30 protein-coding genes and 1 pseudogene are annotated in these 25,551 nt (G+C 70.6%); 13 read left to right on the top strand and 18 right to left on the bottom strand.

What is annotated here, in order from left to right:
- Window positions 1-369: 369 nt before the first annotated feature.
- The 4 genes and pseudogenes from OHA17_RS03485 (at window position 370) to OHA17_RS03470 (ending at window position 3,098) form a co-directional block, all read left to right on the top strand.
- The gene (locus OHA17_RS03485; RefSeq protein ID WP_406503918.1) at window positions 370-969 is read left to right on the top strand and encodes a DNA primase; all 600 of its coding nucleotides are present in this window, start codon (window positions 370-372) and stop codon (window positions 967-969) included.
- Window positions 962-2,095, top strand: coding sequence for an SRPBCC family protein (locus OHA17_RS03480; RefSeq protein ID WP_406503916.1), 1,134 nt, complete (start codon window positions 962-964; stop codon window positions 2,093-2,095). The genes OHA17_RS03485 and OHA17_RS03480 overlap by 8 nt, the downstream gene beginning before the upstream one ends.
- Before the next feature lie 78 nt (window positions 2,096-2,173).
- Window positions 2,174-2,352, top strand: a pseudogene (locus tag OHA17_RS03475) (cation transporter); the annotation flags it as partial.
- A gap of 161 nt (window positions 2,353-2,513) precedes the next feature.
- Entirely contained in the window at window positions 2,514-3,098 is a 585-nt protein-coding gene (locus OHA17_RS03470; RefSeq protein WP_406503914.1) for a hypothetical protein, read from the top strand.
- A gap of 76 nt (window positions 3,099-3,174) precedes the next feature.
- On the opposite strand, the gene OHA17_RS03465 is transcribed toward OHA17_RS03470, so the two are convergent.
- The gene (locus OHA17_RS03465; protein ID WP_398873486.1) at window positions 3,175-3,522 is read right to left on the bottom strand and encodes a PRC-barrel domain-containing protein; all 348 of its coding nucleotides are present in this window, start codon (window positions 3,520-3,522) and stop codon (window positions 3,175-3,177) included.
- A 237-nt stretch (window positions 3,523-3,759) separates the two neighbouring features.
- On the opposite strand from OHA17_RS03465, the gene OHA17_RS03460 reads away from it, so the two are divergent.
- Window positions 3,760-4,260 carry a flavin reductase family protein gene (locus OHA17_RS03460; protein WP_406503912.1) on the top strand — a complete coding sequence of 167 codons (501 nt, stop codon included), beginning with the start codon at window positions 3,760-3,762 and terminating at the stop codon, window positions 4,258-4,260.
- Window positions 4,261-4,297: 37 nt separating this feature from the next.
- The gene (locus OHA17_RS03455; protein WP_406503910.1) at window positions 4,298-5,143 is read left to right on the top strand and encodes an SDR family NAD(P)-dependent oxidoreductase; all 846 of its coding nucleotides are present in this window, start codon (window positions 4,298-4,300) and stop codon (window positions 5,141-5,143) included.
- A gap of 10 nt (window positions 5,144-5,153) precedes the next feature.
- Here OHA17_RS03455 and OHA17_RS03450 read toward each other — a convergent pair whose 3' ends face one another.
- The 5 genes from OHA17_RS03450 to OHA17_RS03430 form a co-directional block, all read right to left on the bottom strand.
- Window positions 5,154-5,744 carry a hydrolase gene (locus OHA17_RS03450; RefSeq protein WP_053728434.1) on the bottom strand — a complete coding sequence of 197 codons (591 nt, stop codon included), beginning with the start codon at window positions 5,742-5,744 and terminating at the stop codon, window positions 5,154-5,156.
- 86 nt (window positions 5,745-5,830) lie between these two features.
- A complete protein-coding gene (locus OHA17_RS03445; protein WP_406503908.1) occupies window positions 5,831-6,280 on the bottom strand; it encodes a MarR family winged helix-turn-helix transcriptional regulator in 450 nt (149 codons plus the stop codon).
- 64 nt (window positions 6,281-6,344) lie between these two features.
- A complete protein-coding gene (locus OHA17_RS03440; protein ID WP_406503906.1) occupies window positions 6,345-6,842 on the bottom strand; it encodes a hypothetical protein in 498 nt (165 codons plus the stop codon).
- A gap of 63 nt (window positions 6,843-6,905) precedes the next feature.
- Window positions 6,906-7,418 carry a hypothetical protein gene (locus OHA17_RS03435; protein WP_406503904.1) on the bottom strand — a complete coding sequence of 171 codons (513 nt, stop codon included), beginning with the start codon at window positions 7,416-7,418 and terminating at the stop codon, window positions 6,906-6,908.
- A 235-nt stretch (window positions 7,419-7,653) separates the two neighbouring features.
- Window positions 7,654-8,079, bottom strand: a complete 426-nt coding sequence (locus OHA17_RS03430) for a DUF5997 family protein (RefSeq protein WP_398873500.1) — start codon at window positions 8,077-8,079, stop codon at window positions 7,654-7,656.
- Window positions 8,080-8,136: 57 nt separating this feature from the next.
- On the opposite strand from OHA17_RS03430, the gene OHA17_RS03425 reads away from it, so the two are divergent.
- Window positions 8,137-8,925: a LysR family transcriptional regulator substrate-binding protein gene (locus tag OHA17_RS03425; RefSeq protein ID WP_406503902.1), complete on the top strand. Its 789-nt coding sequence runs from the start codon at window positions 8,137-8,139 to the stop codon at window positions 8,923-8,925.
- Window positions 8,926-8,928: 3 nt separating this feature from the next.
- Here OHA17_RS03425 and OHA17_RS03420 read toward each other — a convergent pair whose 3' ends face one another.
- Window positions 8,929-10,452: an MDR family MFS transporter gene (locus OHA17_RS03420; protein WP_406503900.1), complete on the bottom strand. Its 1,524-nt coding sequence runs from the start codon at window positions 10,450-10,452 to the stop codon at window positions 8,929-8,931.
- A 149-nt stretch (window positions 10,453-10,601) separates the two neighbouring features.
- On the opposite strand from OHA17_RS03420, the gene OHA17_RS03415 reads away from it, so the two are divergent.
- The 3 genes from OHA17_RS03415 to OHA17_RS03405 all read left to right on the top strand — a co-directional run bounded on the left by OHA17_RS03415 (window position 10,602) and on the right by OHA17_RS03405 (window position 14,141).
- Window positions 10,602-11,222 carry a TetR/AcrR family transcriptional regulator gene (locus OHA17_RS03415; RefSeq protein ID WP_406503898.1) on the top strand — a complete coding sequence of 207 codons (621 nt, stop codon included), beginning with the start codon at window positions 10,602-10,604 and terminating at the stop codon, window positions 11,220-11,222.
- 77 nt (window positions 11,223-11,299) lie between these two features.
- Window positions 11,300-12,406, top strand: a complete 1,107-nt coding sequence (locus OHA17_RS03410; RefSeq protein WP_406503896.1) for a hypothetical protein — start codon at window positions 11,300-11,302, stop codon at window positions 12,404-12,406.
- A 91-nt stretch (window positions 12,407-12,497) separates the two neighbouring features.
- The gene (locus OHA17_RS03405) at window positions 12,498-14,141 is read left to right on the top strand and encodes a GMC oxidoreductase (protein WP_406503894.1); all 1,644 of its coding nucleotides are present in this window, start codon (window positions 12,498-12,500) and stop codon (window positions 14,139-14,141) included.
- Window positions 14,142-14,197: 56 nt separating this feature from the next.
- On the opposite strand, the gene OHA17_RS03400 is transcribed toward OHA17_RS03405, so the two are convergent.
- The 6 genes from OHA17_RS03400 to OHA17_RS03375 all read right to left on the bottom strand — a co-directional run bounded on the left by OHA17_RS03400 (window position 14,198) and on the right by OHA17_RS03375 (window position 18,264).
- A complete protein-coding gene (locus tag OHA17_RS03400; RefSeq protein ID WP_406503892.1) occupies window positions 14,198-14,677 on the bottom strand; it encodes a carboxymuconolactone decarboxylase family protein in 480 nt (159 codons plus the stop codon).
- Window positions 14,674-15,756, bottom strand: coding sequence for a dihydrodipicolinate reductase (locus tag OHA17_RS03395; RefSeq protein ID WP_406503890.1), 1,083 nt, complete (start codon window positions 15,754-15,756; stop codon window positions 14,674-14,676). The genes OHA17_RS03400 and OHA17_RS03395 overlap by 4 nt, the downstream gene beginning before the upstream one ends.
- A gap of 85 nt (window positions 15,757-15,841) precedes the next feature.
- Window positions 15,842-16,204 carry a hypothetical protein gene (locus OHA17_RS03390; RefSeq protein WP_406503888.1) on the bottom strand — a complete coding sequence of 121 codons (363 nt, stop codon included), beginning with the start codon at window positions 16,202-16,204 and terminating at the stop codon, window positions 15,842-15,844.
- Window positions 16,205-16,318: 114 nt separating this feature from the next.
- On the bottom strand, window positions 16,319-16,744 hold the full coding sequence (locus OHA17_RS03385) for a hypothetical protein (protein WP_406503887.1): 426 nt from the start codon (window positions 16,742-16,744) through the stop codon (window positions 16,319-16,321).
- 202 nt (window positions 16,745-16,946) lie between these two features.
- Window positions 16,947-17,678, bottom strand: coding sequence for a class F sortase (locus tag OHA17_RS03380; protein WP_406503885.1), 732 nt, complete (start codon window positions 17,676-17,678; stop codon window positions 16,947-16,949).
- On the bottom strand, window positions 17,665-18,264 hold the full coding sequence (locus tag OHA17_RS03375; RefSeq protein ID WP_406503883.1) for a hypothetical protein: 600 nt from the start codon (window positions 18,262-18,264) through the stop codon (window positions 17,665-17,667). Before OHA17_RS03375 ends, OHA17_RS03380 begins: the two co-directional genes overlap by 14 nt.
- A gap of 386 nt (window positions 18,265-18,650) precedes the next feature.
- Here OHA17_RS03375 and OHA17_RS03370 point away from each other — a divergent pair, with 386 nt between their 5' ends.
- Entirely contained in the window at window positions 18,651-19,031 is a 381-nt protein-coding gene (locus OHA17_RS03370; protein ID WP_406503881.1) for a peptidase inhibitor family I36 protein, read from the top strand.
- Window positions 19,032-19,120: 89 nt separating this feature from the next.
- Here the strand turns inward: OHA17_RS03370 and OHA17_RS03365 are convergent, their stop codons facing one another.
- The gene (locus OHA17_RS03365; RefSeq protein ID WP_406503879.1) at window positions 19,121-19,564 is read right to left on the bottom strand and encodes a DUF6294 family protein; all 444 of its coding nucleotides are present in this window, start codon (window positions 19,562-19,564) and stop codon (window positions 19,121-19,123) included.
- Between the two features lie 53 nt (window positions 19,565-19,617).
- Window positions 19,618-19,923, bottom strand: a complete 306-nt coding sequence (locus OHA17_RS03360) for a hypothetical protein (RefSeq protein ID WP_406503878.1) — start codon at window positions 19,921-19,923, stop codon at window positions 19,618-19,620.
- Between the two features lie 328 nt (window positions 19,924-20,251).
- Between OHA17_RS03360 and OHA17_RS03355 the strand changes: the two genes are divergently transcribed.
- Window positions 20,252-20,623, top strand: coding sequence for a hypothetical protein (locus OHA17_RS03355; protein ID WP_398873528.1), 372 nt, complete (start codon window positions 20,252-20,254; stop codon window positions 20,621-20,623).
- A 218-nt stretch (window positions 20,624-20,841) separates the two neighbouring features.
- Complete coding sequence (locus OHA17_RS03350; RefSeq protein WP_053728415.1) at window positions 20,842-21,414, top strand: MarR family winged helix-turn-helix transcriptional regulator; 573 nt, start codon at window positions 20,842-20,844, stop codon at window positions 21,412-21,414.
- Window positions 21,415-22,298: 884 nt separating this feature from the next.
- Here the strand turns inward: OHA17_RS03350 and OHA17_RS03345 are convergent.
- From OHA17_RS03345 to OHA17_RS03335, 3 genes are all read right to left on the bottom strand, one after another.
- Window positions 22,299-23,030: a gamma-glutamyl-gamma-aminobutyrate hydrolase family protein gene (locus tag OHA17_RS03345; protein ID WP_406503875.1), complete on the bottom strand. Its 732-nt coding sequence runs from the start codon at window positions 23,028-23,030 to the stop codon at window positions 22,299-22,301.
- A gap of 58 nt (window positions 23,031-23,088) precedes the next feature.
- Window positions 23,089-24,537: an APC family permease gene (locus OHA17_RS03340; protein WP_406503873.1), complete on the bottom strand. Its 1,449-nt coding sequence runs from the start codon at window positions 24,535-24,537 to the stop codon at window positions 23,089-23,091.
- A gap of 167 nt (window positions 24,538-24,704) precedes the next feature.
- Entirely contained in the window at window positions 24,705-25,550 is an 846-nt protein-coding gene (locus OHA17_RS03335) for a fumarylacetoacetate hydrolase family protein (protein WP_406503871.1), read from the bottom strand.
- Window position 25,551 lies beyond the last annotated feature (1 nt).

Genomic DNA, 25,551 nt, shown 5'->3' with positions numbered 1-25,551 from the left:
CAGCGCCACCACTCCCAGAGCGACCGGCTCGACCCGGCTCCGCCCGTTCCCCCATCGGTTGGCCATGACTGTGCTAGCTCCGATGCCAGGCCCAACTCCCCTTCGGCTACGAGGTGTTGTGGGTGCATCGGCAGCATCCGCGGGATCCCGCCCGCCGCACAAGCCGCTCCGGCGGATCTGGGACGCTGGGACGATGCCCCCGCCGTGACCTGCGCGGAGTCCGGGCCCTGGGACGGTACGGCGACGAAGACCCACCCCGGAGGCACCCCACGGCCGGGGTTTGGCTCTGGCCATGTTGGCTACCCGGCGTGATGAAGCCTCCACGGGCTCCCCTTCGCGAGACGGGACGACTAGAGGACGGGTCAAGGCATGAACAATCGGCTGGGATTGGGGCTCGCGGTGGGCGCGGGCTATCTGCTCGGGCGGACGAAGAAGGCGAAGCTCGCCTTCGGCATCGGGACACTGGTCATGGGCAAGCGGCTGCAGCTGAGCCCGCGGGCGATCGCGGACTTCGCGGCGGCCCAACTGGCCGACAACCCGCAGTTCAAGGAGATCGGCGACCAGCTGCGGGAGGACTTGCGCGGCGTCGGCAAGGCCGCGACGGGCGCCCTCCTCAACCGGCAGATCGAGGGCATCGCCGACCGGCTGCACGACCGCACGCTGGATGTCCAGGACCGGATCTCGGGCGTGGTGCCCGATGTTCCGGGTGCGGCGGAGTACGAGGACGAAGATCAGGCGGACGGCGAGGGCAGGGCCTCGGCCAAGTCGTCTTCGCGATCTCGACCGACCAGGGAAGGGACGTCTTCCGCGAAGTCCCGACCGACCGGGCTGGCAGCCGCCAAGTCCACGTCACCCAGGGCGAGTTCGGCCAAGAAGACCGCCAAGTCCGTGCAGCGTACGGCCAAGCGGGCGCCGACGAAGAAGACGGCGAGCCGGCGGAGCGGTCAGGGTGGTGACCGCCGTGGCTGAGACGAAGAATCCACTGACGCAGAGCCCCGCGGTCGACCGCCTGAAGCAGGAACTCCAGGGGTATCTGCTCGCGCAGGGGGAGCGCCTCCTGATGGGCATGGGCCACAAGCTCGGCGAAACCACGGTCAAGCTCAACGACATCGCCGAGGGCCGCAGCCCCGGCTTCGCCAAGCTGGCGCTCGAAGGCGGCCGCAAGGTCGCCGAGGGCAAGGGGCCGGTCCGTGCCGCGGTGGAAATGGGCGCCTCGCATCTCAAGGACAACGCGAAAGAGCTGCTCAAGGGGCTCGGTGGCAAGCGCAAGAAGGGTGGGGCGGGGCGCAGGCCGACCGTCATCATGGAGTCCGTGGACGTGGGCGTCCCGGTGCGCGAGGCCTACGACCAGTGGACCCAGTTCCAGTCGTTCGCCACCTTCGCCAAGGGCGTGAAGAGCGCGACCGTCGCCGACGACACCACATCGGACTGGAAGGTCAAGGTCTTCTGGTCCAGCCGCAGTTGGAAGGCGCACACCACCGAACAGGTGCCGGACGCGCGCATCGCCTGGACCTCCGAGGGCGCCAAGGGCACGGCCAAGGGCGTCGTCACCTTCCACCCGCTCGGCGAGAACATCACCCGCGTCCTGCTGGTCATGGAGTACTACCCCAAGGGCCTGTTCGAGAAGACCGGCAACATATGGCGCTCCCAGGGCCGTCGCGCCCGGCTCGACCTCAAGAATTTCGCGCGTCACATCGCGCTGCGCGGCGAGGCCGAGGGCGGCTGGCGCGGTGAGATCAGGGACGGCGAGGTCGTCGTCAGCCACGAGGACGCGATCGCCGAGGAGGAAGAGCAACGGGAGCCCGAACAGCAGGCCGGGCACCAGGAGGACCAGGCCGAGGACCAGGACACGGGCGAGTCCGAGCCCGAGCAGGAAGAGGAACCGGAGGCCGAACCCGACGAGGAGTACGAGTACGAGGACGAAGCCGAAGGCGAAGGTGATGCCGAGGGCGAGGGCGAGGGCGGCTACGAGGAGGACGACGCGGGCTACGAGGACGACGCGGACCGGGCAGAGGAGGAAGAGGACCCAGAGGAGGCCTCGTCCGTGCGCAAGCGCCGCGCCTACGCGGGCTCCCGGAGCAACGGCCGCCGCTGACCGGCCACGCGCGCCATCGCCCGAATGAGCGCGGCCTGATAAACCGTCAAATGGCAGGCCGTCGCAAGGACATGGGAAGTGACCGTAGGCAAGAAGGACCGCAAGACCCGGCTGACCGTCCTGGTGGCGCTCGGGGCCAACCTGCTCATCGCCGCCGCCAAGGCGGGCGCGCCGGAGCCCTGGCCGGGTCGCCCGCGCTGCTCTCCGGGGCGGCGCACTCGCTGGCCGACAGCATGAACGAGGTCTTCCTGCTCGCGGGGGCGGGCATGGCTCTGCACATGGTCACCGGCCGAGTGGTCTGAGAGGCCTCGGCCTCGACTCGACGCTCGTCGCGGCCCGCATCGACCTGACGCTGCCCGAAACTCGTCGGTGCCGTTCGAAGGCCGTTCACAGGTGATCTAGGGTCGAGCGGAAAACCATGGACAACACCCATGCGCACACCATGGAGTTCGCTTTGGAATCGACACCCACGTCCCCCGGTGCGTCTCCCGGTGCGCAGAAGCAGGGCTGCATGGTCGGCCTCTTCTGGATCGACGCGGACAACGTCCACCTGGGCACCCCCAGCGCCATGACGGCGTCGGACGTGCTGCTTACACCTGACTCGCTGCGGGTCGTCGGACCCGAGCCGAAGGAATGGATCTGGTCCGATGTGGCCTCTGTGGAGGTGATCGGGGTGCCGGTCCGGTCGACCGGCGGACGGTGGGCCGGCCGCGCGGCATCGGTCGCCGCGGTCGCCCTGGACGTGTGGAACCCGGGCAGCCCCGAGGAGATGACGGTGGCGGTGAGCGCGGGGGGCGGGCGCATCGAGACGACCGTGCTGTCCGGCGCCGCGACCGCGTACAGCCGACGCGAGGTCGACCTGTCCCAGGCGCTGCTCGCCCGCTTCGTCGAGGGCGCGTGCTCGCCCGCCGTCCTGAGCGACTGGTGGAGTTCGGCGGAGCCGGGTGTCCTGCGCTCGCGCGGCCGGGAGGCCGTGCTCGAAGAGTGGCTCGCGGCACGGTGACCCAGCGATCGTCGGGGGTCTCAACTGGCTGATGCCCGGCCCGAGTTGACGGCCGGGCATCGCGAGAACGGGTGCCTCACATGTGCGGGCGTCCGTAGTAGCCGCCGATCTGCTCGTGGTAGGTCGGGTCCCCGAGGTGCTTCTCCTTGTCGAACTCGGGGGAGTCCTTGATCTGTTCCTTGGTGCAGGCGACGTAGATCTTCTTCTCGACCGCGTCGATGCGGGTCAGGACCCCGGCTGGCAGCAGGACGTGCTTGCCGAAGATCCAGAGGCCGGTGTCGACGACGATGTACGAGGAGCTGACCTCCTCGGAGTACTTGTCGACCTTGCCGATGCTTCCGTCGGTCGCCTCGACCTTGAACCCGGTCAGGTCGGTACCCGGCTGGTACGCGGCTGCCTGGGGGTAGGCCCAGATGTTCTCCATGGTGAAGGAATCCCTTCGTACGGACGGTGGGTGCGGGGTGCGGACGGCGAGCGCCGTAGGTGCACGGCACCGCGGGTCCGCGCTCCGCCCGGGTTCCCCCGGCCTCCGCTCCCACACTCCGCCCGGCGGGCCGGGCCGCAGCTTTCGGCCGATCGGCCGACCCGGGGCGTGCCGTGGGCCGGTTCCTGTGGTCGGCTGGTTGCAGCCCGCGGACGACGAGGTGAGGGATTGAGCAGCGTGAGTGCCGTGCAGCAGTTCCTCGACCGCCTCGACTACCCGATGTACGTCGTGACGGCGGCGGCCGGTGCGGAGCGCTCCGGATGTCTGGTGGGGTTCGCCTCGCAGTGCTCGATGGTGCCGGTGCGGTTCATGGTGTGGCTGTCCACGGCCAACAGGACGTATCGCGTGGCCCGTTCGGCCGATTTTCTCGCCGTGCACCTGCTGGGCCGCGCCCAGTACGGCCTGGCCGCGCACTTCGGTGGCCGGACCGGCGACGAGGTCGACAAGTTCGCCGGTGTCGCCTGGCGCGAGGGCCCGGCGGGCACGGTCCTCCTCGACGAGGTCCCGGACTGGTTCGTGGGGCGCGTCGAGCGGTGTATGGACGGCGGGGACCACGTCGGGTTTCTGCTCAGCCCGCAGGAGGCCGCGGCCCCGGCCCCGCGCCCGTCCGACTGGCAGCCGTTCCGGCTGAGCGACAGCGAGGGCATCGAGGCCGGTCATCCGGTGCCGGGCGCATGAGGACGCGTACGCTCGCCGAAAAACCGAGGAGAACCGCATGACCGCCGAACGCACTGTCCTGATCACCGGAACGTCCTCGGGCATCGGCCTGGCCGCCGCGGTCGGCGCGGCCCGGGCCGGCCTGCGGGTCGTCGCCACCATGCGCGACACGGGGAAGGAGGGCCCGCTGAGGGAGGCCGCGGCTCAGGCGCGGGTCGCCGACCGTATCGCCGTGAAGCGCCTCGACGTCGTCGACGCCGGATCCGTCGTCGCCTGCCTGGGCGAGGTGATCGACGAGTACGGGCGGCTCGACGCGCTGGTGAACAACGCGGGCGCCGGGTACGTCGGCACCGTCGAGCAGGACGGCATGGACCCGGTGCGCGCCACGATGGAGGTGAACTTCTTCGGCGTCGTCGAGGCGACCCGCGCCGCCCTGCCCCATCTGCGCGCCTCGCAGGGCCGCGTCATCACCGTCACCAGCGTCGGCGGTGTGGTCGGGCAGCCCTTCAACGAGGCCTACTGCGCGGCCAAGTTCGCCGTCGAGGGCTTCATGGAGTCGCTCGCGCCCGTCGCCGCCACCCTCGGAGTGCACGTCACCGTCGTCGAGCCGGGCGCCGTGGCCAGCGAGTTCGTCGCCAGCCAAGAGCTGGATGTACCGGCCCTGTTGGAGGCCGCGGGTCCGTACGCCCCGGCGCTCCGGGCCTACATCGAGCGCGCGACCAAGACCTTCACCAGCGCCCAGACTCCGGACGAAGCCGCGGCTCCGATCGTCGCCGCGCTCACCGCCGACCGGCCGCCCTTCCGGATCCAGACCTCGGACTGGGCCCGCGACTTCACCGGCACCAAGCTCGCCGACCTCGACGGCTCGGCCGTGCAGGCCCTCACCGGAACGTGGGTCGGCTGAAGAGCGGGTATCAGCTGGTGCGGGTCTTGGCCAGCAGCTCGCCGATCTCCGCCGTGGTGCCGGTCTCGCCGAGGCGGGGGAAGATCCGCTCGACGCTGTTGAGGTGGGCCTCCGGGGTCAGGTCGGTCATCGCGTCGGTGGCCAGCGTGACGTGGTAGCCGTGCTCGTGCGCGGCACGGGCGGTCGACTCGACGCCGATGCTGGTGGCCACCCCGGTCAGCACGATCTGGGTGATGCCGCGGCGGCGGAGCTGGACGTCGAGGTCGGTGCCGTGGAACGCGCCCCAGTTGCGCTTGGTGACCCGGATGTCCTCGGGGTGCCCGGACAGCTCGTCGACGATGACGTCCCAGCCCTCGGGGCGCTGGCCGCCACCCCCGTGACCGGCCTCCGTGCGCCCCGGGGTGGCGTCCGCTCCGTCGGCGGCGAACGAGACGCGGACCAGGACGACGGGCAGCCCGTGCGAGCGGAAGGCGTCGGCGAGTTCGGCCGTGCGGGCCACGACGTCGGCGGTGGTGTGGGGCTGGGTGGGCGCGGCGACGATGCCCCGCTGGAGGTCGATGACGACGAGTGCCGTGTTCGGGTCGAGCGTGGTGAGAGCCATGGTGGTGCCTTTCTTGCGCGCTGTTCAGGGGGTTGAGGTGGTCTCGGCGTGCGTCGTACGGGCCGGGTGGGCGGCCGCTGTGCGCATCAGGGCTGGGCGAGGCGTTCGAGCAGGGCCATCGCCTCGGTGATGGTGGCGCGCTCTTCCTCGGTGTAGCGGTCCTGGAAGGCCTGGGTGAGCCATTCCGCGCGGGCCTGCCGATTGCCCTCGGCGCGCTCGCGGCCGGCCCCGGTCAGGGTGACCAGCTGGCGGCGGCCGTCCTCGGGGTCGGGGCTGCGCTGGATCAGACCCTGCTGGTCGAGCGCGGCGAGGGTGGCGGCCATCGACTGCGGGCGCACGCCCTCGACGGCGGCGAGCGCGCTGGCCGAGGCGGCCCCGCCCTTGTCGATGAGGGTGAGCGCGGACACCTGTGAGGGGGTGAGGTCCTGCGTGTCCGCGACCTCCCGGAGCCGGCGCCGCAGCCTGCTGAACACCACCCGCAGGTCGCGCGCCGCTCGGACGGCGGACGCGGAGATGCCTTGCGGGGTGTCGTCCATGTCCCCACCGTAAGTTCTTCAGTCAAGACTGTCCAGTTTTGACTGAACAGATGCGCAGGCCCGCTCAGGCCTGGGTGCTGGTCCGCACGGCCTCAGGCGGCCACACCACGTCGACCCGTACCCCGGCCGCCCGCGCCGAGGCCACGACGTCCGCGGTTCCTCCGCCGAGGCCCGAGGGCGGGCTGCCGTCCCATACGGCCAGCAGCCGGTCCGCCCCCTGGAGCAGGCGGCGGTTCGCCGCCTCGTAGGCGTCGCGGCCCGCGTGCTCGTACGGCATGACCAGCACTTCCTCGGCGGCGTCGAGCAGGGCGTCGAAGCGCGCGAGATCCTCCTCGGGCACCTCTGCCTCCCGGTAGTCCCGGGACGGGATGATCGCGGACAGCCGGCCGCCGAGGGCCAGTACTTCCTGGGCGAAGAGGGTGTCGGCGCCCCGGGCGATGCACGAGCGCCCCACCAGGTCGTCGCCCTCGAACTCCCCGAGCAGCTTGTGGAGTTCGGCCCGCACGGGCCCGGCCGCCCCCGGGGCCAGGTCCATGTGGCCGGTGACGGCGATCGTGGTCACGTGACAACTTCCTTCCGGGCCGGGGTGGTTGATGGTCACGTTGGGGGCGCGGCCCGGTACGCGTCACACCGCGAGGCCGATGAATCCGAGGACGTAGGTGACGGCGAAGATGACGGGGATCCAGCGCTCGACGTGGGTGAGTGGCAGGTACGCGCGCCAGTCCTGGCCCTTGCCGAGCGCCTCCCATTCGGCCCGGTGGAAGGCACGGGCCGGAAGGCGCTCCTCCAGGGCGCCTATCACCAGGAACTTCCCCTCGTTCAGCTGCCGGTAGGAGCGCAGCGTGAACCACCACGTGGCACACAGGGCGAGCAGCACCAGGAGGCCCGCGAGGAGCAGCAGGACCGAGAGCCTGCCGTGCTGCGACTGGGACAGCCAGGCGCCGAGGAAGGCGACCAGGCCGCTGTGGAGCGTCAGGAAGAACGTGTTGGCCAGGTTGCGGCGGGCGCTGACCCGGTCGGCCATCTCGACACACAGCTTGTACTGCTCGAACACGGCCGCACGGTAGGTCGCCTTCTCCGCGCGGTAGTGGGACTCGGTGACGTCCCCGTTCCACAGTTCTCCGCTGATCTCAGCCATGGCGGCATCATGCCCCAACCGCCACCGCCCGACCCCCGTCTTGCGCAACCCCGATCCGATGGCCGGGCGTGCCGACGGTGACGCTGCGTCAGGAATGGCAATTCGCCGCGTGGTTAAGGGAGTTGGCGCTCGGCCCGGGGTCATGCCCACGCAAAAGTGCCGCTGACCAGGTGCTTGGCAACCGGTCAGCGGCACTCTCGTGCAACCGCTTGGCGTCTGTGGACGCCGGGGTGGGTCAGGAGCGGGGGCCGCCGGACTCGTCGGCCTGCTGCGCGCTCTTCGCCTTGTCCTTCTCGTGCTTCTCCTTGATGCGGACCGTTTCCTTGCGGACCTCGGCCTGGGTGGCGCGCTCCTTCTGCAGCCACTCGGGGTTGTCCTGCTTCAGCGCGTCGATCTGCTCGGTGGTGAGGGCCTCGGTGACCCCGCCGCGCGCGAGACCCGCGATGGAGATGCCGAGCTTGGCCGCGACCACCGGCCGGGGGTGCGGGCCGGTGCGTCGCAGGTCCTGCAGCCACTGGGGCGGGTCGGCCTGCAGGGCGTTCAGTTCGGTACGCGAGACGACACCCTCCTGGAACTCGGCGGGGGTGGCCTCTAGGTACACACCCAGCTTCTTCGCCGCGGTCGCGGGCTTCATCGTCTGGGTGGTCTGGTGCGACGTCATGTGTCAAGAGTAGCGAGCGTGTGCGATACCGCTGACCACGACCGGTAACCTGGCGGGGTGACAGGCTCGGAAGACCCCCCATCGTTCCGGCTCGCCTACGTTCCGGGTGTGACGCCGAGCAAGTGGGTGCGGATCTGGAACGAGCGGCTGCCCGACGTCCCCCTGACCCTCAGCACGGTGACCGCCGCCGAGGCGCCCGACGTGCTGCGCGGCCGTGGCGCGGACGCGGGATTCGTGCGGCTGCCGATCGACCGTACGGATCTCAGCGCGATCCCCCTCTACACCGAGACGACGGTCGTCGTGGTCCCCAAGGACCACCTCGTCGCGGCGGTCGAGGAGGTGTCCGCCGAGGAGCTGGCCGACGAGATCGTGCTGCACCCCCTGGACGACACCCTGGACTGGGAGCGCCCGCCGGGCCGGCCGGCCCTGGAGCGCCCCGCGACGACGGAGGACGCCATCGAGCTGGTGGCGGCCGGAGTGGGCCTCCTTGTCGTGCCGCAGTCGCTCGCCCGGCTCTACCACCGCAAGGACCTGACGTACCGGACGATCACGGGTGTCCCCGAGTCCCGCGTCGCGCTGTCGTGGCCGGAGGAGGAGACCACCCCCGACCTGGTCGAGGAGTTCATCGGGATCGTCCGCGGTCGTACGGTGAACAGCTCCCGGGGCCGTACGCCGACGCCGCCCCAGCCGAAGCAGAAGCGGTCCGACACGGGCGGCGCCCAGCGCAAGCCCGCTGAGGGCAAGGCGGGCGGCAAGGCGGGCAAGCCCGGCGCCAAGAACCCGCGCGGCGGCTCCGGCGCAGCGAAGGGCGCGGCCAAGCGCGGCAAGCCCCGGCGCCGCCCGTAGCCCCTACACGGCGGCCTTGCTCGGCGCGTCCGGCCGAGCGGGCTGCGGCTTGCCCCGGAGCGGGACCTCCTTGACGCACAGCGCGGCGACGAAGGCGGCCGCGCACAGCACGGCCGCAGTGAGGAAGATCTGATGGGTCCCCCGGGTCACCGCATGCAGGTAGGCGTCCTTGGCCGCGGCGGGCAGGTGCGCGAGCGTGCCGGCATCCGGACGGCCGCCCGACCCCGTACCCGGAAGGTGGGCCGTGACGGCGCCGGTGAACAGGGAGCCGAAGACCGCGACGCCCAGTGATCCGCCGATGGTGCGGAACAGGTTCATCGAGGCCGAGGCGGCACCCATGTCGCGCATCTCGACGCTGTTCTGCGCCATCGTCATCACCATCTGCATCTGAGCGCCGAGCCCGATGCCCACCAGGGCCATGTAGCAACCGGTCACCGTGCGCGAGGTGTTGACGTCCATCGTGGACAGGAGGAACAGCCCGGCCGCCATGAAAGCCGCGCCCACCACGGGGAAGATCTTGTACTTGCCGGTGGCCGACATGTACCTGCCGCCGAGCTGCGAGACGAACACCACCGGGATCATCATCGGCAGGAGCAGCAGCCCCGAGTCGGCCGCCGAGGCCCCCTGGACGGTCTGCTGGAACAACGGCAGGTACAGGGCGCAGCCGAACATGACGACCCCGACCACCAGGATCAGCGCGGAGGCCAGCGGGAAGTTGCGGTGACCGGTGAACACCCTTGGTGGCAGCACCGGTTCGGGGGCGCGCCTCTGCGCGGCGATGAAAGCGGCCGTGCCCAGGGCGGCCAGCGCGAACAGGCCCAGGATCTGCCAGGAGGCCCAGGCGTACGTCGATCCGGCCCAGGTCGCGGCCAGGACGAGAGCGCAGATGGTGGCCGTCATCAAGGTGATGCCCCGCCAGTCGACGCGGGCCGGGGTGCGGCGCGCCGGCAGGTGCAGCATCAGCAGGCACCAGACGAAGGCGACCGCGCCGAGCGGCAGGTTGAGGTAGAACGCCCAGCGCCAGCCGAGGTGCCCGGTGACGAAGCCGCCGATCAGCGGGCCGCCGACCGTGCCGATCGCCATCACGGAAGCCGTCATGCCCTGGTAGCGGCCGCGCTCGCGCGGCGCCACGAGGGAGGCGATGAGGGCGAAGGCGCCGGCGCCGATGCCGCCGGCGCCCAGACCCTGGAGCGCCCGGAAGGCGATCAGCTGGGTCATCGACTGGGCGGCCCCGGACAGCGCGGAGCCCACCACGAACACGGCGACCGAGGCCAGATACATGTGCTTGCGGCCGTACAGATCGCCGAACTTCCCCCACACGGGAGTCGAGGCGGCCGTGGCCAGGGTGTAAGCGGTGACGACCCAGGCGATGTGCTCCAGACCGCCGAGGTCGCCGACGATCGTGGGCATCGCGGTGCCGACGACCATGTTGTCGAGCATCGACAGGAGCATCGCGAGCATGACGCCGAGCAGCGCCCAGCGGACGTTCCGGGGCGCGGCGGCCTGTTCGGGTACGGATGCGGACATGGCTGATCACTCCTTCCACGAGGGGTGCGGGTGAGCCGGGCGGAAGGGGGCGGAGCGCCGTGCCCGGCCACTCCAAAAAACCACACTCAATAAAAAAGTGCAATGAGTGAACTTTCCTATCGTGACAACCCAGAGGTAGGCTGGCCGTCATGACCGAGACGATGGGGCGCCGGGAGCGCAAGAAGGCGGCCACCCGGCAGGCGCTGGCCGACGCGGCGCTGAAGCTCTTCCTGGAGCGCGGCTACGACCAGGTCGGCATCAAGGACATCGCGGACGCCGCCGATGTGTCGACGACGACGCTGTTCAAGCACTTCTCCGGCAAGGAGGCGCTGGTCTTCGACGACGACGCCGGGCAGGAGGCGGCCCTCGTGGCCGCGGTGCGCGAGCGCCCGCAGGGCCGCTCCATCCCCGCGGCCCTGCGCGAGCACATCCTGAAGAACAAGATCGACGCCGGTGCCGGGGACTCGGAATTCGCCCGGTTCATCGCGCTCGTGGACGGCACCCCGGCACTGCGCGACTACGCGCACCGCATGTGGCTGCGCCACGAGGTGGCCCTGGCCCGGGCCATCGCCGAGGACATCGGCGCCGCGAAGGACGACCCCGTGTGCGCGGCCCTGGCGCGCTTCGCCCTGGAGACCCTGAGCCTGGCGAGGGCGGCGAGCGATTCGCGCGAGGCGGTGCGAGGCGCCTTCGCGCTTCTCGAACAAGGCTGGCAGGCGGCTGCGCCCGCCCGAGGAGGAGAGCGCCGGAGGGCGCCTTCCGCGCCCTGACTCCGGGGCGACGTAACCTTCCTGTGGCCGGGCGGGGGCAGCCGCCGCCCGGCGTACCGGAAAGGAACAACGTCCAGGTGAGAGCAGTGTTCGGCGTGCTCGGCGCCGTCCTCGTGCTCGGGATCTTCTCCTCGGTGCTGCGCACCCTGGTGATTCCCCGGCCGACCCGATCCAGCTTCACCCGGATCGTCCAGCAAGCGGTGCGCTGGCCCTTCCAACGGGTGGCCGACCTGTTGCACGGGGCCGAGGCCAAGGACCGGGTGCTCGCGCCGGTCGCGCCGCTGTCCATCGTGGTCACCCTGATGGGCTGGCTGCTCTTCTTCATGATCGGCTACGGGCTGCTCGAAGCGGCGGTGAGCGGGCTCGGTCTGCGGGAGTCGATGACCGAGTCGGGCTCCTCGCTCTTCACCCTCGGCTTCGCCGCCGGCAACCGGGCCAGCCTGAACGCGATCGACTTCTGCGCGGCGGCCACCGGGCCCATCGTGATCGGCCTTCAGATCGGCTATCTGCCCACCCTGTACGCCGCCTACCAGCGCCGCGAAACCGAGGTCACCCTGCTCCAGGCGCGCGCCGGCAGCCCGCCCTGGGGCCCGGAGATCCTCGCCCGGTACGCCCAGGTCGACCTGGTGAGCAGCGTCGGCGAACTGTTCGTCGGCTGGGAGCGGTGGAGCGCCGAGGTGGGCGAGAGCCACACCACCTACCCGGTCCTCATCCACTTCCGCTCCCCGAAGGCGACCCGCAACTGGCTGATCGCACTCCTTGCGGTGATGGACGCGGCCGCGCTGCAACTCGCCTTCAATCCCTCCCAACCGCAGTCCGACGTACGGATGGCGCTGCGCGCCGGATTCGTCTGCCTCCGCGACATCGCCGACCTCCAGGGCATCCCGTACGACCCCGATCCGCACCCGGACGGTCCGCTTGAGCTCACCTACGAGGACTTCCTGGCCGGGGTGGCACGGATGCAGGAGCAGGGCTATCCCGCCGAGCGCGCCCCCGAGGAGGCGTGGCCGCACTTCCGGGGGTGGCGGGTCAACTACGAGGCGCTGGCCATGCGCATCGCGCGTGACATCGACGCCGTACCCGCGCCGTGGTCCGGGCCGCGCCGCACCCCGGTCGCCATCCGCACCCCCGTGACCCCGATCAACCGCAAACCGGCGCCCGCGCCCCCGTTCAAGAGCGCGTAATGAGCCACAAGTTACCTCTAGGTATGTAGTGACTTATCACGCAACCGCCAGTAGAACCTGTTCTCACTCCATCGAGAGTGAGGAATGTCACATGAGTGACACTACCATGCAAACTTCAGGTTCCCAGGGTGTTTCGCGGCGAAGATTCATCGCTGGAACGGGTTCTATTCTTGGCGCCGCGGCGCTCGTCGGTCACGGCACCGTTGCGCATGCGGCGACCGGAGCCCAGGCAGCCCCGATCGGAGACGGCGCCCATGTCCCGGCGCTCGTCATAGGCACCGGATACGGCGGCTCGGTCGCCGCACTGCGGCTCGCCCAGGCGGGCGTCGACGTGCAGATGATCGAGATGGGCATGGCCTGGGACACGCCCGGCTCGGACGGCAAGATCTTCTGCAACACCACCGCGCCGGACTACCGCTCGTACTGGCTGCGCACCAAGACCAAGCAGCCCCTGAGCAATTTCTTCGGCATCCCGATCGACAAGGACATCCCCCGCTACACCGGGATCCTGGATGCCGAGGACTTCAGCGGCATCACCGTCTACCAGGGCCGCGGCGTCGGCGGCGGTTCGCTGGTCAACGGCGGCATGGCGGTCACGCCCAAGCGCGAGAACTTCGGCGCCATCCTCCCGTCCGTCAACCCCGACGAGATGTACAACACCTACTACCCGCGCGCCAACGCGGGACTCGGGTCCGGACTCATCGACCCGGCCTGGTTCGACACCGTGGACTGCTACCAGTTCGCCCGCGTCGGCCGCAAGCAGGCGGGACGCTCCGGCTTCCCGTTCGTGTTCGTGCCCGACGTGTACGACTGGGACTACATGAAGCAGGAGTCGGCCGGCACCGTCCCCAAGTCGGCCGTCGCGGGCGAGATCCTGTACGGCAACAACTACGGCAAGAAGTCGCTGCAGAAGACCTACCTGGCGCAGGCCAAGTCGACCGGCAGGGTCACCATCTCCCCGCTGCACAGGGTCACTTCGGTCTCCCCGGGCTCCGGCGGCTACACCGTCGTCATCGAGCAGCTCAACACCAACGGCGATGTCACCACCACCAAGACCGTCACCTCGGACAAGGTGTTCTTCGCGGCCGGCAGCGTCGGCACCAGCAAGCTCCTCGTCAAACTGAAGGCGACCGGCGCCCTGCCCAACCTCAACGGCGAGATCGGCCGGGGCTGGGGCGACAACGGCAACGTGATGTGCGGCCGGGCCAACTACATGTGGGACCCCACCGGCAAGGTCCAGGCGTCCATCCCGTGCGGCGGCATCGACAACTGGACCGCCGGAGGCGCGTTCGCCGAGGTCGCGCCGCTGCCGACCGGCATCGAGACGTACGCCTCGTTCTACCTGTCGATCACCAAGAACCCCAACCGCGGCACGTTCTCCTGGAACCCCGTCGCGGGCCGGGTCGACCTGGACTGGCAGACCGCCTGGAAACAGGCGTCCATCGACATGGCCAAGACGATCTTCGACAAGATCAACGCGACGGAGGGGACGATCTACCGCACCGACCTGTTCGGCGTGTACAAGATCTGGAACGACACGCTCACCTACCACCCGCTGGGCGGCGCGGTCCTGAACAAGGCCACCGACAACTACGGGCGCCTGTACGGCTATCCGGGCCTGTACGTCATCGACGGCTCGCTGATCCCAGGCAACACCAGCGTCAATCCGTTCGTCACCATCACGGCGCTCGCCGAACGGAACATCGAGAAGATCATCGCCGCCGATCTCACGTGACGGCGCGAACGCGGGGCCGCCCGGGACGCCGGACGGCCCTTTCAGTGTGCGTCTTTTCAGTGCGTCGGCAGTACGCACACCGAGTCGAGGCCGAGCACGTGGTTGAGCCGGCCGAACGCCAGCCACGAGCCGATGCTCATGCTCAGCTCCACGATCTCGACCTGGCTGTAGTGCGCGGTCATCCGCGCCCAGAACTCCTCGTCGAGACCGTGGTGGTCAAGGGCGTAGCGCTCGGCGTACTCGGCGGCGAGCCGGGTGCGGTCGTCGAAGGCGTCGGTGGTGCGCCACTCGGTGACCGCGTCGGCGAACGTCTCCTCGACCTTCTCGCCGTCCCGGTCGGTCCGCCAGTCCAGGCAGAACTGGCAGCCGTTGATCTGCGCGATCCGCAGCCGCGCGGCCTCGAACTCCCTTAGTCCCAGGGTCGTGTGGGCGTACACCGACAGGGAGAAGTTCGCGGCGGCCATGCCGATGCCGGGGACCATGTCGCCCCACACGTACCCGATCGGCTCCTGGCCCTCGGGGATGTCGATCCTCATCGTTGCTTCCTTCCGAGTCTGCCGACTGCCGGGCGCAGCGGGACGTCGAGCGCGTCGTAGAGGCCGGGTTCCGCGGCCACCAGCCAGTCGATCGCGTTCACCAGGCGGCCGACCGCGGTGGCGTTGCCGCCCGCGGACCGGTTCTCGCCCTCGTCGCTCGCCTCGACGGTGACCTCGATGCGCGGGCGCCCCTCGATGACGACCCGGTGCGCCCCGTCGCCGCCGTCGGGCGGCACCGGCCAGTCCGGGGCGCAGGAGGGGTGGATGCGGGTGACGTGCTCGATGACGATGCGCGGCTCGCCCTCGACGATGCCCTGCACCTCGAAGCGCACCGCGCCCTGCGTGCCCGCCTCGAAGGTGCCCATCGTGCGGGTGCTCACCGTCGCATCCAGCGCGCGCCGCTCCAAGGTCTCGCGGATGTCGTCGAGCTCGACGCCCAACGCCCTTGCCATCAGCCTGAGTTGGCCGCCCCACACCATGGTCGGGACGGACGGGGCGAGCATCAGGGGCTCGTAGTCCATCGGATGCCCCATGCCGATCAGATGGCGCACCGACTCCTCCTGCTCGTACGTGGAGTAGTCGAAGATCTCCTGGCAGCGGATCGCGTCCACGGTGCTGCCGAGCCCGCTGATCAGCAGGGGCAGCACGTCGTTGCCCCAGCCCGGGTCGACACCGGACACGAACAGGGACCCGCCGCCCGCCGCGACGGCGGCGAGCACCGGGTCCCGGAACTCCGGCGGGGCGCCGCGGTGGTCGTAGAGCGGATACAGCGCGGGGGTGACCACCACGGCGCCCGCCCGCATCGCGCGGGTGACATCGGCGAGGGCCTCGTCGGGCCGGATGCCACCGGACGCCGCGTACACCACGGCCCGGGGGTGCTCGGCGAGCACGGCCTCGATGTCGTCGCTCGCCGCGACGCCCAACTGGCCTTCGACACCGGCGAGTTCACCGGCATCGCGGCCGACCTTCGCCGGGTCGTGGACCAGGACGGCCGCGAGCTCCAGCGCCGGATGGGCCTCGACGGCACGTATCGCCGCACGGCCGACATTGCCGGTACCCCAGACAACCGTGGAAATCATGCGCGGAGGGTAGCGAGACGGCCCTGAGGTTCCTAGTGCCGTGCCCGGAAAAAGGTGCGCGCCTTGTGCGAGGCAGGCCCTGCGCCTACTGGCGTACGGTCCAGTGGTCGTCGGCTCCCGCCCGGATGAAGTTCAACTGCGGGCACAGGAAGTCCTGTCCGGACGGATTCTCCTCGGTCCACGGCGAGTCGGACGGGCTCGCGGGCTTCCACGTGCCGTTGTGGCGGAGCTCTATGGCGCTGCTGTCGAAGACGGTGTCGTGCGCCTCGGTGCAGTAGTAGCCCGTGCCGGTCGAGGGGTTCACGCTCGCGTATATCTCGAACATGTCCCAGCCGTGGTCGAGCCCGCTCTGGTCCTGACCGGCCTGTCGGTACAGCAACTCCCATTGCGCCGACTGGTAGTTGTAGAGGTACGACGACCAGCTGTTGCCGGACCCGCTGTCGCGCACCAGCTGGACGCTGTAGGCGAGTTCGTCTCCGGAGGGCTGGGTGTACTTCGCCTTGAAGTCCGCGTCGACGGCGACCGTCTTGGCCGGACCGCCCGCCCCGCACCAGTCCCAGGCCTATATCTCGTTGCCGCTGTTCCAGTAGGCGGTGACCACCTCCATGCAGGAGTTCTGCGCCTTGGTGGTGGGAGCGTAGGTGAAGTTGTCGGCGTCGCTGACCCGGTAGGACGGATCGACGGTGTGGGTCGCGGTGATGCCGTCGTGGGTGCCCGGCTGGGGGAACACGCCCCACCAGTTGTGCGTGGGGTCGGCCTGGTTCTTGCGGAACGTGGTGCTGCGGCCCTTCTTGAGCGCCGCTACGGCGCGGTCCCTCGCCGGGTTGTGGTCCGGCGTGCGGGCCCCGGCGACCGTGCCGCGGTGGGGTGCGTCCGGGGAGGGCGTGGTGGCGTGGTGGGCGGTGGCGGGCTGGGCGCTCTGCATCGAGGCGAGACCGGCGGTGGCGGTGAGCAGGGCTGCGGCCAGGGCGGTTCTGCGTCGTTTCATGGTGGCTCCTCCAGGACCGTGCGTCATGGATGTGACGAGGGTGGGGGGTGGAGCACGGCTCCCGGCCGCGCGGGTGGGGCGGCGGGGGAGCCGGATGAGCGATTAGTAATGTCCATGTCATTGACAGGAGTGTCAATAGCCACGGAACGTCACCGGAACCCCAAGGGGCGTTTTCCGGCCGCGAGTTGAGGCGAACGGTGCGCTAGGCCCTGTGGCCCCGGTGAGCCGAGGTCGTGCGGACCTGGGTGAGGTGGGCGAAGACGACGAGGTTGCTCTCGTACCCCGTCTTCGCGTTGAACCGGCCCGCGCACGTGATGAGCCGGAGCTCGGGGCGACCTGTCGGGCCGTACACCGCCTGGTCGGGGAAGCGCTTCTTGTCGTACGTCTTGATCTTGTCCACGGTGTACACGGCGACCTTGCCGTCGGCGCGGCGGGCCTCGATCAGACGGCCGGGGCGCAGCATTTTGAGGCCCGCGAAGACGGCCGCCCCGGTCCTGGTGTCGAGATGCCCGACGGCGACGGCCGTGCCCAACTCGCCCGGAGCCGCCCCGCCTTGATACCAGCCCACCACCTTGGGGTTGTCCACGGGCGGCGTGGCGAGGTGCCGTTGCGCGTCGAGGCCCAGGGGGATGAGCGGCGCCGTGACGCCGAGGTACGGGATCGCGAGCGAGACCGCCGGGGACGGGGGCAGCGGACGCGGCGCCACCGGACGTGGGGACGCCGGACGCGGAGACGCCGGGCCCCGGCTGTCGCCGACCGGGGCGGCCGCCACCTTGCTGAACCGGGGCCCGTCGGCGCCAGCCGGTGAGGGCCCGTCGTCCTGGGCCCACCAGACGCCGCCCACCACCAGGGACAGGGCCAGGGCCGCCGTCCTCGTCAGGCGGTAGGCGCGCGTCCGGTGCCGGGCGATGGGGGCGTGTTTACGCTGCGCCATCGGTGCGGCGTCGGAGTCGGCGGATGTAGAGCACCCCGGCGACCGAGACCAGTCCCACGCCCGCCGCGGCTCCGGCCTGCGTGACGCCCGGAGTCTGAGCGAGGCCGCCGCCGCCCGCGGGCACCCCGCCGACCGGCGTGGCGGCCCTGGGCGTGGAGGCCGGCGCGCAGTCGACCTTGAAGACCTTCTGCTTGCCCGCACCGTTGCCGCCGGCGATGTTCCAGACGAGCTTGTACTCCCCGTCGGGCAGCGTCAGCGGGGCGGTGTATCCGGTGCCGGCCGTGAGCCGCACGGCGCCGGTGAGGGTGGCGCCGCCGGCCCTGGCGGGTTGGGGGCTGATGTTCCAGGTGACGCCCTGGACGGTGTCGAAGTTGAAGGCGTCGAGGTAGAAGCCGCAGACCTTCGGGTTGTTGCTCTGGTCGGTGAAGAGCGTTCCCATCGCGTGGATCTTCACGTCGCCGTTGTCGCCGGGGGCGGCGAAAGCGGCCGGTGTGCCGGCCAGGGCGGTTCCCGCGAGGGTGAGTGCCGCGACGGCGGCGACCCGCGTGCGCGGGCTCGTGAAGGCGTGGAGTGCTGGGGCAGGCATGCACAGTCCTCTGGTTCGGATGATTGTCATACAACACGGAGCTCTGTCCGACTCCCTTTCATGCCTGCGCGGTGCCGCGACGGCGCCCCGCCGAGAGGCCCGCCGAATATCACCCGTCCGCCCCAACGCGACAGGCCGCGGGGCGCGTGGGGCGGCCCCCGGCGCACGACCGGAGCGTGCGCCGCCGTGCTTCCAGCCTTGCCCGGTCGGCGAGAAATGCCCTGCTGGTGCACTGGGGGCGACGAAATACTGGGCGGTGTTTTCGCGGGGCGGGTCCATCGGTGCCACCGTTCGGCCCGGCTTCCCCGCGCCCATGCGGTCCTGTGCGGCCGGCCCACGAGGTGTGGCCGGCCCGGACCGCCGACGAGAAAGAGGAGTTGCTCCTTATGCGTCGTATCCACTCGTTCGCCGTCGCCTCCGTGGCCCTGGCCGCCGCGCTGGGCGTCGTACCCACCGCGACCGCGGCCCCCGCGGCGCCCGCCCGGGCGGCGGCCTACAACTGCTCACCCGGATACTTCTGCATCTACAGCGGCTGGAACGGTTCGGGAACCCGTTGCCAGTGGTCGCAGTCCAGCCTCGCCAACACGGCGGGCAACTGCTCCTTCATCCAGAAGGGCCAGAACGTGCTCTCCGTGTGGAACAAGACGGGGCACCGCGTCCAGTACTACACGCAGACCAACTACCACGCGCGCGTCGGATCCACTGAGGCGGGCAAGGGCGGCAACCTCCAGGGCAACTACCAGATCCGCTCCTTCAAGCCCCAGTGAGCGGCACCCGCGCATCCCGAGCGGCACATGAAGAGGCGGCGGCGCCGTGCTTCGCAGAGCACGGCGCCGCCGCTCGTGGGTACGGGCTCTCAGCACTCGGAGTGCTGGACGACCCTCGCGATGGCGTTGTAGACGCTGGGTTCGAAGGTGCCCTGCACCGTGTAGGTGTGGTGCTTGCTCGGCCACATGGTCGGGCTGTCGTAGGTCCCGGTGGTGTACATCGTCTGGCCCGCCCCGTTGTTCAGCTTGAACCGCGAGTGCCAGATGTCCCCGCTGATGGTGCGGGTCGTCCAGGTCGTGGCGTTGAACGTGAGCTTGCCGTCGGAGTAGAGCTGCAGGTGGCCGCCCGTCTGATGGCAGTCACCGACGCTCAGGTCGTCCCAGGTGAACCACTTGTAGTCGGCCGCGACGCCCGAACGAACGGAGCTCCCGTGGGAGTCGGCCGAGGCCGTCGCGGGATTGAGGACGAGGACGGTGGCTCCGATGGCGGCCGCGGTCACGAGGACCCTGCTCGCCCGCCGGAGTACGTTCATGAATCAACTCCCTTGCAATTGAGGTGACTTGGGGTGGTTGGACGGGGCAGGTGCTAGCCCGAGCCGAAGCCCACGCTGCGGGCGGGCAGCGGCGGCGGGCCGGTCTCGTCCCACGTCCCTCCCACGCCCACGATCGCGAGAAGTTGCCGGCAGCCGGTGTCCGCGTAGACGAACGCGGTGGCGTCGGTGTCGTTGCCCGCGTGAGCCGCACCGCCGGTAAGTGGCAGGCACAGGCCGTTCGGCGGATTGTCGAGCTCGTCGAATGTTCCGGTGTCGAACCGGATGTACGGGAACCTTCCATCGGCCGCCTGTGCGCTGGACGGCAGCAGGGCGATCAGGAGAAGAGCCCCGCCAACCACCGTTCCCAGCCGCCGAATGGGAGCCGCGCGCTTTCCGGACGTCACTTTGCGCGTGGCTTTCCGCAGAGTTTTTCGTGGCGTAAGTCGCCTGTGCATAGGCACCCCCCTCTGGGTCCCTCGATGGTTCCGCAGGAAAAATGCCGCTGGCAACCGCTCGAATGGGCGCGTACCCACCTGCCGGGCGCCCGCCCGCGCCCGTGCGTCGAGGTGCGCGCTGCGCCGTCCGAGTGACGACGGGGGCGAGTCGCTTTCCGCTCCCACGCCGGTGCAGCACGCTCAAATAGCCCAGCTACAGGGAGAGTTGGGCACAGACAGGGAGAGGTCGCAGATGCGTGTACTCATGCGTGCACTCGGGCGGGAACTCACGGGCAAAAGGGTGACCAGGTCGGTTCTGGTCGCCGGCGCGGCGCTTTCGCTTTTCACCGCGATGGCCGGGCTCTGCACCGATGCCCAGGCAGCTACGGGCAGCTTCAGCTATCAACGCGCGGACACCGGGGGAATCACCACGATCGACAATCCGCCCGACCATTTCTGTTTCATCCTCAGCGGTGAGGCACTGAGTGTCCACAACGGAACGAACAGCACCGCCATTCTGTACGAGGACGCGGACTGCGACCCGAATCAATTCCTCGATGCGGCACAACCGGGACAGACCCTGAGCTTCGGCGTACGGCTGCCGCTGAGCGTGCGATTCGGCTGACTGCGGGCCCAGGCGAGGGGGTGGGGAAACCGTCCCGCGCGGTAGGGGGGCGGAAGTCGTCGGGGTCGGGCGGTGAGGAAGTCGTCCCGCAAGAGGGCGAGTTGTCGCCCTCGGGGGGGCGAGACGGCTTCCGGACGTCGTTACGTCGTTCGTACAATTTGAGTCCGAACGATGTCCTCGAACCATGCCGCCCCCGCGGCGTCGAAGGGGTGTGGCCCGTGCCCGGCCGGCGATCCATCACCGAAGCAGAGCAGCTGGCGCAGGCGAAGCTCGGCGGTGCGCCGATCCGCCATGATCAGATGGCCGTGGTGGCCAACATCTACCGGGCGGCCTCCGCGGTCCGCCAGCACCTGGAGAACTCCGTGCTGCGCGGCTGCGATCTGACGTGGACCGCGTTCGTCGTGCTGTGGGTGGTGTGGATCTGGGGGGAGTCGGAGACCCGCCATGTCGCCGAGGAGGCGGGCATCTCCAAGGGCACGCTGACCGGCGTCGCCCGCACGCTGGAGGCGAGGGGCCTGGTGAAACGGGCCGGTCATCCGACCGACGGCAGGCTCGTACTGCTGAGCCTCACCGACGAGGGGGAGGCGTTGATGCAGGGCCTCTTCCCGCGCTTCAACGAGGAAGAGGCATTCGTGACCGGGCAGTTGGGTGACGCGGAGTGCCGGAGCGTGGCGGACGGGTTGCGGCGGGTGGTGCTGCAGGTGGAGGAGCGGGGGGAGGAGCGGCGGCGCGAGCTGCTGGGCGGGGCGGATCCGGCGCCGCGGCGTAGTGGGCGCCGGCCGAAGGGTTGAGTGGCTCGGCCTGTCGGGGGGCCCGGTGTTGCTGGGGCTTCGCCCCAGACCCCGCGATTCGGCCCCACCCCACCCCTTCCCGCTGTGACACTCTGCGGCTCCGCCGCGTGGCCTCCGGGGGTTGGGGGTGCTGGGAGCTCCGCTGGGTGTGTTGCCGGTCGGCTGCGGGCCGGTGGGTGGCTGATCGCGCAGTTCCCCGCGCCCCTTGCGGGATGAGATGCGCTGGGGGGAGCTGTTGTGCTGGGGTCTGTGATTGTTCGGCTGCGGGCCAGTGGGGGCTGGTCGCGCAGTTCCCCGCGCCCCTGGCAGGGTGTGGTGCAGGCATACCCGGCCTGTCCCAGATTTCGAGCGGGCCACGCAGGCACCCCCCCACCGCGACCCTCCACACTTGGTGCCGGCCCATGCGGGTACCCCACTGTTCGCCTCCTCGGGTGGCTTCCATGCAGGTACCCCCAGCCCACCCGGCTCTTCGCGTGGTGCCTACAGCCCCCAGCCCGCCCGGCGCCTTGAGTAGCGCCCATACAGGCACCCCCAGCCCGTCCGGCGTTTGAGGACGAGCGCCGTTCAGGCGCGATATGGGGGTCCGGGGGCGGAGCCCCCCGGGAGGGGGGCAGGGGACGAAGTCCCCGCCGGGGGTCTGGGGCGCAGCCCCAGGGCCCAGCCCATTGAACCCCGTCATGGGCGGGCGGGTGGGCAGCCCGCCCCCGGGGGTCTGGGGCGCAGCCCCAGGGCTCAGCTCATCCAACCTCCGTCACGGGCGGGCGGGTGGGCAAATCCGCAGGGGGTCTGGGGCGCAGCCCCAGGGGCTGCGCCGTCCAACCCTGCGCCTACGGGCGGGCGGGTGGGCGAACCCGCCGGGGTCTGGGGCAAACCCCCAGGATCTCTCAACCCCCGGTGCGGGCTGCCGCCCGTACGAGCGCCCCGAACACCCCCCGCTGCGCAGCATCACCGCACGCCGTGTCCTCCGGATGCCACTGCACCGCGACGAACCAACCCCGGTGGCAGGGGAGTTCGAGCCCCTCCACCGTGGCGTCGGCCGCACGGGCCGTGACCGTCAGGCCCACGCCGACGCGGTCGATCCGCTGGTGGTGATAGCAGGACGCGGTCACCTTCGTCGCACCCGTGGCCCGCGCGAGAAGCGTCCCGGGCCGGACGGCCACCCGGTGCACGTAGCGCCGGTGTGAGCGCTCGGGGCCGCCCATGTCCTGGTGCAGGGTGCCGCCCAGAGCCACGTTGACGACTTGCATGCCGCGGCAGACCGCGAGGAGGGGAAGCCCCAACTCCAGTGCCTGGTGCGCCACTTCGAGGTCGAAGCCGTCCTGCTCGGCATCGACGTCGTACGCGCTCGGATGGGGTTCGGCGGAGTACCGGCCCGGGGCGACGTCACCGCCCCCGGGCAGCAGGACGCCGTCGAACCGGGCGAGCCGGGCGCCCACCTCCGCCGGATCCGCCCGGCCGCCCGGCGCATGGGGATGCAGGGTGACCGGCTCGCCGCCCGCCCGCCACACCGCCTCGATCAGCGCACGGGCGTTGACCTCGGCCGCGTACCGCAGTGCCGACGTGGAGGCCGCGAAGCGGGCCGGGATCGCGATCAGCGGGCGCGCGGCGAAGCTCACGGCGTTCCGCCCCGGATCGGTCGGCCCGGGATCGCGATCAGCGGCCGCCCGGAGGAACTCACCGAGCTCTGCCACGGACGAGCCGCGCCGCCCCCGCGCCCAGCGCCAGGACCACCGGGACGGCGAGCGCGAGCCAGGTGGCCGTCGTCCGGTCGCCGCCGATGAGGGTCGTCAGGTTGGCCAGGATCAGCCAGATGGCGCCCGCCAGGCCGAGCGCGCCCAGCGCCGGGGCGATCAGCGTGTTCCAGGGCCGGGTGTCGAGCCGCTCGCGGCGGAAGAAGACGATCACCGAGACCGAGGTCAGGAAGTACAGCAGCATCATCGCGAGCACCGCCACCCCGCTGAACCAGGAGAACAGGGTGAGCACCGGGTCCTTGCCGGCCGGCGCGAACGGCACGACGAGCAGCACGGCGACCGCCGTCTGCACACTGCCCGCGACCCAGGGGGAGTGCCGCCGGTTCAGGGTGCGAAGGCCGCGCGGGAGGAGGCCTTCCCTGCTGAGCGAGAACAGGTAGCGGTTGGCCGAGTTGTGGAAGGCGAGCATGCCCGCGAACAGCGAGGTGGCGAGCAGTACCGGCAGGACGTCGTTCGCCCAGCCGCCGAACCGCCCGGCGATCGGCGCGAACACGAACGCCGATCCGTCCCCGCCCGCAAGCGCCTTGCTCACGGCCCCGGTGGCGCCGGAGGCACCGTACGAGGAGACCACCATCCATGAAGTGAAGGCGAAGAAGGCGGTGACCACGAGGATCGACAGGTAGGTGGCCCGCGGCACGGTGCGGTGTGGTTCGCGCGCCTCCTCGCCGTAGATCGCGGTCGCCTCGAAGCCGAACATTGACGCCACCGCGAACATCAGCGCCACCCCCGGAGCGCCCTTGAGTGCCGCGCCCGGCGAAAAGCTGTGCGCGAAGCCGAGCCCCTCCGGGCCGCCGCCCCGGAACAGCGTCACCAGGCCGAAGGCGAGCAGCACGCTCATCTCCGCGAGGACGAACACCGCGAGGACCTTGGCCCCCATTTCGATGCCGGTCGCGCCGAGCACCTGCACGACGGCCATGGTGGCCAACGCCCATATCCACCACGGCACTTCAGCCCCGGTGTGCTGCTGCACGATGCCGCTCACGGTCGCTCCGTACAGGCCGTACATCGCGGCCTGGACCGTGCAGTAGGCGAACAGCGCGACCGCCGCGCTGCCCGCACCGCAGGTGCGGCCGAGGCCCCGGCCGATGTACGTGTAGAAGGCCCCCGCGTCGACCACGTGGCGGCTCATGGCGACGAAGCCGACGGAGAACAGCAGGATCACCGCGCCCGCGGCCACGTAGGCGGCGGGCACGCCGGGCCCGTCGCCCAGACCGACGGAGAGCGGTACCGCACCCGCGATGCCGGTCAGAGGTGCCTGCGCCGACAGGACCAGGAAGAGGATGCCGAGGACACCGAGCGCGTTCGGCTTGAGCCGTCCGGCGGCGGGGGAGTCCTGCTCGATGGGTTGTCTTGCGGCCGTCCTGCCGTCCACGAGGATCACCTGTCAGGGGCTCGGTCTGCGGGTGAGGGAGAGCCGGTGTCCGAACTCCGTCGGGCGTCGCAGGCCCGGGCGGGGTTCGGACACGGGCTCCGAGGTGGTGCAGCACCGCGCCGGGCGTCCCCGTGGCATGCCCGGTGCGGTGCCCGTATGGGCGCGCCCTATCGGCGCGGTGCCCGGAGGCCGCGGAACTCCCAGTCCCCGCCGAGCGCCGTGGACAGCACTTCCTCGGACTCGGTGGGCTGTGCGCCGACGTCGGAGCGGATGGGTGTCGGACCCGCGACGATGTGGTTGGTGAGCCGCCCGAGCCCTTCGACCTCGACCTCGACGACGTCTCCGGGCTGTACGGGACGGGAGTTGGCCGGGGTCCCCGACAGGAGCACATCGCCGGGCAGCAGCGTGATGGTGCGGGCGATGTCGGCCACCAGGTAGTGCATGTCCCACCGCATCTCGTCGGTCGAACCGTCCTGCGCCACCCTGCCGTTGACGTAGGTGCGCAGGTACTTGTGGCGGAAGTCCCAGTCGGTGACGAGGCCGGGGCCCAGCGGGCACAGCGTGTCGGAGCCCTTGACGCGCAGCATCGAACCGGCATCGGTGTCGCGGAAGTCGTGCAGCCCGAAGTCGTTGCCCACGGTGTAACCCGCGATGTACGCGGCCGCCTCGTCGGGGGCGATGTTGCGGGCGGTCCTGCCGATGACGATGGCCACCTCGCCCTCGTAGTTGAGCCACTTGCAGCCCGCCGGGCGCACGACCGCGCCCCGGTGGGAGTTGAGGGCCGAGACCGGTTTGTGGAAGTAGGTCGGTGCGGACGGGAGTTGGGCGCCGAACTCCGCCACTCGGCTGCGGTGGTTGAGGTGGACCGCGACCACCTTCGACGGCATGACGGGTGGCAGATGCGCGGCCTCCTCGGCCTTCACCCGGCGGCCGTCCCCGGCGACGAGCTCTTCCCCTTCGCGCACGACCTGGACAGCGGACCCGTCGAGCAGAATGCGGCGGTACTCGCTCATG

This window comes from Streptomyces sp. NBC_00212, from assembly GCF_045206365.1.
Classification (GTDB): domain Bacteria; phylum Actinomycetota; class Actinomycetes; order Streptomycetales; family Streptomycetaceae; genus Streptomyces.
Note: the sequence above shows the minus strand (reverse complement) of the source record. Positions and strands in the feature narration are given on the sequence as shown.